The sequence below is a fragment of the Erythrobacter sp. genome, from assembly GCF_038133525.1.
Lineage (GTDB): Bacteria > Pseudomonadota > Alphaproteobacteria > Sphingomonadales > Sphingomonadaceae > Qipengyuania.
The window spans coordinates 379-4,563 of sequence record NZ_JAYPTL010000112.1 but is presented as its reverse complement, the minus strand read 5'-3'; the positions used below and the strand labels follow the sequence as shown (position 1 = coordinate 4,563).

General features: G+C 62.4%; 8 protein-coding genes. 1 reads left to right on the top strand and 7 read right to left on the bottom strand.

The features are described 5' to 3' along the window. On the bottom strand, nucleotides 1-202 hold a 202-nt coding region (gene rplO, locus AAFM29_RS16665), incomplete at its 3' end, for a 50S ribosomal protein L15 (protein ID WP_341713874.1). Nucleotides 203-629: 427 nt separating this feature from the next. On the opposite strand from rplO, the gene AAFM29_RS16660 reads away from it, so the two are divergent. After that, complete coding sequence (locus tag AAFM29_RS16660) at nucleotides 630-1,619, top strand: glycosyltransferase family 4 protein (protein ID WP_341713873.1); 990 nt, start codon at nucleotides 630-632, stop codon at nucleotides 1,617-1,619. 67 nt (nucleotides 1,620-1,686) lie between these two features. On the opposite strand, the gene rpmD is transcribed toward AAFM29_RS16660, so the two are convergent. From rpmD to rpsN, 6 genes are all read right to left on the bottom strand, one after another. After that, nucleotides 1,687-1,872 (bottom strand): 50S ribosomal protein L30, encoded by a 186-nt coding sequence (gene rpmD, locus AAFM29_RS16655; RefSeq protein ID WP_341713872.1) that lies wholly within the window; start codon nucleotides 1,870-1,872, stop codon nucleotides 1,687-1,689. Nucleotides 1,873-1,877: 5 nt separating this feature from the next. Then, nucleotides 1,878-2,612 carry a 30S ribosomal protein S5 gene (gene rpsE, locus AAFM29_RS16650; protein WP_371830763.1) on the bottom strand — a complete coding sequence of 245 codons (735 nt, stop codon included), beginning with the start codon at nucleotides 2,610-2,612 and terminating at the stop codon, nucleotides 1,878-1,880. Beyond that, entirely contained in the window at nucleotides 2,612-2,956 is a 345-nt protein-coding gene (gene rplR, locus AAFM29_RS16645; RefSeq protein ID WP_341713870.1) for a 50S ribosomal protein L18, read from the bottom strand. The genes rpsE and rplR overlap by 1 nt, the downstream gene beginning before the upstream one ends. Before the next feature lies 1 nt (nucleotide 2,957). Beyond that, entirely contained in the window at nucleotides 2,958-3,491 is a 534-nt protein-coding gene (gene rplF, locus AAFM29_RS16640; RefSeq protein WP_341713869.1) for a 50S ribosomal protein L6, read from the bottom strand. Further along, nucleotides 3,491-3,886, bottom strand: a complete 396-nt coding sequence (gene rpsH, locus AAFM29_RS16635; RefSeq protein WP_341713868.1) for a 30S ribosomal protein S8 — start codon at nucleotides 3,884-3,886, stop codon at nucleotides 3,491-3,493. The genes rplF and rpsH overlap by 1 nt, the downstream gene beginning before the upstream one ends. An 11-nt stretch (nucleotides 3,887-3,897) precedes the next feature. Beyond that, the coding region (gene rpsN / locus AAFM29_RS16630) for a 30S ribosomal protein S14 (protein ID WP_341713867.1) at nucleotides 3,898-4,185 on the bottom strand (288 nt) is incomplete at its 5' end.

The window sequence follows — 4,185 nt, the reverse complement described above, 5'->3', positions numbered from 1 at the left end:
GGTTGTTGAAGCCGCGCTTCGGCAGGCGCATGTGAAGCGGCATCTGGCCGCCTTCAAAGCCCTTGATGGCGACGCCCGAGCGGCTCTTCTGGCCCTTCTGGCCGCGGCCCGAGGTCTTGCCCTTGCCCGAACCGATGCCACGGCCCACGCGGATGCGGGACTTACGGGCGCCGGGATTGTCGCGGATATCGTTCAGTTTCATAACGTATGCACTCGCTTTCGCTTGGCCCGCCAATCTGGCGGCGGGGGTTTCGCACGTTTTTGTGGAGCGGGGCCGATAGCGGGCGTTCGCCCGCTTGTCACCCCCTTTGTGCGATTGCGGAAATCTGCTCAGCTGCGATAGGAAACGGCGCAGGTCAGGGAGCGTTTGGGTGTCGCAGGGTCAGGTCGCAGTATTCCATCCTGGGACCCAGCATAGCTGGCAGACCGCACGGGCATTGCAAGACTTGGGCAGGCTAGCCTTCTATGCCACTTCGATCTCTTACAATTCGGATAAATGGCCCTATTCCCTCGCAAAGATACCTGGATCGCTGGGCCCAAGATTTCATCGTGAATTCAGCCGTTTCGAAGTTCCCGGCGTCGATCCAGAGCTCATCCGAACCAGCGGGTGGCATGAATGGGGCGAGCGGATGGCAGCGCGCGCCGGCCTGCCAAGCCTGGCGCGCTGGCTCGATACTGCTGGAAACCGCAGCTTCGGCAGGTTTGCTGCTGGAGCAGCCCGCAGGGCTGGAGCCTCCGCAATCTGGGGCTACGACAACTGTTCCCTCGACGCATTTCGCAAACTGGGCGACGGTTCGACCAAGCGGATCCTCGATGTTACAATTGCGCCGCGCCGGGCGCTCAATCGCGTCATGGCCGAATTGCACTCCGGATGGCCGCAGTTCTTCATCCCAATTCGTCGCGAAATACCCGAGCACATCCTGGTCCGCACGGAGGACGAACTATCCCTCGCTGATTTGATCGTTGCGGGCAGCCCCTTCGTGCGCGACACGATCCTTGCCGAAATGAAGGACTCCAAACTTGCCGAACGGATCAGGGTTCTGCCCTACTGTTTCGACGAACAGCTCTTCGGCACCGTGCCTCCGCCTCATCCACGCCCTGAAGGTGAACCGGTCAAGTTCCTGTTTGTCGGCGGCATCGGCCCTCGCAAGGGTGCGCACCTGCTACTAGAGGCCTTCCTGAATATCTCGCCCAGGGAGGCGCAGCTAACACTACTGGGATCGCTGGACATGCCGATTGCCACGTTCGCGCGCTATGCCGATCGAGTAACGCACATCGCGCAAGTTCCTCGCAGTCAGGTACCGCAGGTCATGGCGCAACACGACGTACTCGTGTTGCCCAGCTATTTCGAAGGCTCGGCCATCACCCTTCTTGAAGGCCTGGCCAGCGGGCTCGCACTGATCCAGTCCCGCAATGCCGGATTGGGCGGTACAGAAGATACAGGCATCATCCTGGATCAGCTCACGGTCGAAGCGGTGGAACGAGCGCTGCTCGAAGCAATGTCCGACCGCGAACGGCTCCTGTCCTGGCGCCGAAAGGCACAAGACAGGGCCCGAGACTTCACCTTCGATCGCTACTGCGCCAATATTCGCAAGCTGATGATCGAACTGGGCATCTAGATACGACAAAGCCCGGGCGCCGTTTCCGGCCCCCGGGCTCAGTCATTTCAACCTATCGGACTGATCGTCAGTCGACGATCTGCACCAGATGCGGAACCTTGGCGATCGCACCGCGCACCTCGGGGGTGTCCTGGCGCTCAACGACCTTGTGCATCTTGTTCAGCCCAAGTCCGATGAGGATCTTGCGCTGGCTTTCCGGACGGCGGATCGGCGAACCGACCTGCTTGATCTTGATCGTGTTGGTCTTGGCCATCGATCTTACTCCGCGATAGCGGCGGCATCGGCTTCAGCCTCTGCCTCCGACGCACCACCGCGACCGAGAAGGTCGGCGACCTTCTTGCCACGACGCTGGGCGACCGACTTCGGCGAAGTCTGGCTGCTGAGCGCGTCGAAGGTGGCGCGGATCATGTTGTAGGGATTCGAGGTACCGACCGACTTGGTCACCACGTCGGCAACGCCGAGGCTCTCGAACACGGCGCGCATCGGACCGCCGGCGATGATGCCGGTACCAGCAGGCGCGGTGCGAACGGTGACCTTGCCGGCGCCGAAGTGGCCCTTGCCGTCGTGATGAAGGGTGCGGCCCTCCTTCAGCGCGACGCGGATCATCTTCTTGCGCGCAGCGGCGGTCGCCTTGCTGATCGCTTCGGGCACTTCGCGGGCCTTGCCCTTGCCGAAGCCGACGCGGCCCTGGCCGTCACCGACAACCACGAGAGCAGCGAAACCGAAGCGCTTACCGCCCTTCACCGTCTTGCTGACGCGGTTGATGTGGACGAGCTTCTCGATGATGCCGTCATCTTCTTCTTCACGCTGGCGACGATCGTCGCGGCGGCCACGGCCACGGCCACGGCCTTCGCCACGCTCGCCACCCCGGCCACGGCCACGACGGCCTTCGCCTTCGGCGCCTTCAGGCGCAGCTGCTTCCGCAGCCGGCTGTTCAGTGGTCGCCACAGCGTCCACTACGGTTTCTTCGGTGTTGGTTTCGTCAGCCATCATCAGAACTCCAGCCCGCCTTCGCGAGCGGCGTCGGCCAGCGCCTTGACGCGACCATGGAACAGGAAGCCACCGCGATCGAAAACGACGGTGGTCACGCCAGCCTTCTTGGCAGCAGCGGCAATCTCGCTACCGACCTTCTTGGCGGCATCGACATTGGCACCCGAAGCCTTCGCACCGAGCGTCGAAGCGGCAGCCACGGTCTTGCCCGCGGCGTCGTCGATGATTTGCGCGTAGATGTGCTTGCCGGTGCGGTGCACCGACAGACGCGGCTTGCCACTGGCATGGGCCTTGAGAGCCGTGCGCACGCGGCGACGGCGGCGTTCGAAAAGGGAAAGCTTGGCCATCTTACTTCTTCTTCCCTTCCTTGCGGAAGATGTATTCGCCACGGTAGGCGATACCCTTGCCCTTGTACGGTTCGGGCTTGCGCCAGCGACGCACTTCGGCAGCGAACTGGCCGACCTGCTGCTTGTCGATACCCGAGATCTCGACGGTGGTCTGATCAGGGGTCTTCACCTCGAGGCCTTCCGGCACGGCGAGATCGACGTCATGCGAGTAGCCGAGCTGCAGCTTAAGCGTCTTGCCCTGGGCATTGGCACGATAGCCGACACCCTTGATCTCGAGCACCTTGGTGAAACCTTCGGTTACGCCCTCGACCAGGTTCGATACCAGCGTGCGCTGCATGCCCCAATGGCTGCGAGCAGCCTTGGTGTCATTGGCCGGAACGACCGCGATCGCGCCATCGTCAAGCTTGTACTCGACCAGGTCCGACAGGCCCATCGAAAGGGTGCCCTTGGGACCCTTCACGCTGAGCGTGCCGTTATCGATGTTGGCGGTGACGCCGCTAGGGATCGCCACCGGCTTCTTGCCGATGCGGCTCATCAGAACACCTCCGCCAGCACTTCGCCACCGACGTTCTGCGAACGGGCTTCCGCGTCGGAAAGCACGCCCTTCGGCGTCGAGACGATGGTGATGCCCAGGCCGTTGCGCACAACCGGGAGTTCCTTCGAACCCGAGTAGACGCGGCGGCCAGGCTTGGAGACGCGAGCGACATGCTTGATCGCAGGTTCGCCCTCGAAATACTTCAGTTCGATCCGCAGCTGCGGGTGCTTGCCTGAAGCGTCATCGCTGAAGCCACGGATGTAGCCTTCGCGCTGAAGCACTTCCAGAACGTTTGCACGCAGCTTGCTGGCGGGCGAAAGGACGCTGTCCTTCTTCGCGCGCTGGCCGTTGCGGATGCGGGTGAGCATATCACCCAGGGGATCGGTCATAGCCATCTGTCTTTACCTCACCAGCTCGACTTGGTCAGGCCCGGAATCAGGCCCTTGTTGCCGAGGTCACGCAGTTCAACGCGGCAAAGCCCGAACTTGCGATAGTAGCCGCGCGGGCGGCCGGTGGTGTTGCAGCGATTGCGTACGCGGGTCGGGTTCGCATTGCGCGGCAGTTCAGCCATCTTGAGACGGGCCATCAGGCGGTCGGTCTCGTCGGCATTCTTGTCGTCCGCGATAGCCTTCAGCTTCGCGTACTTGTCCGCATACTGCTTGACGAGCTTCTTGCGACGCTCGTTTTTGTTGAT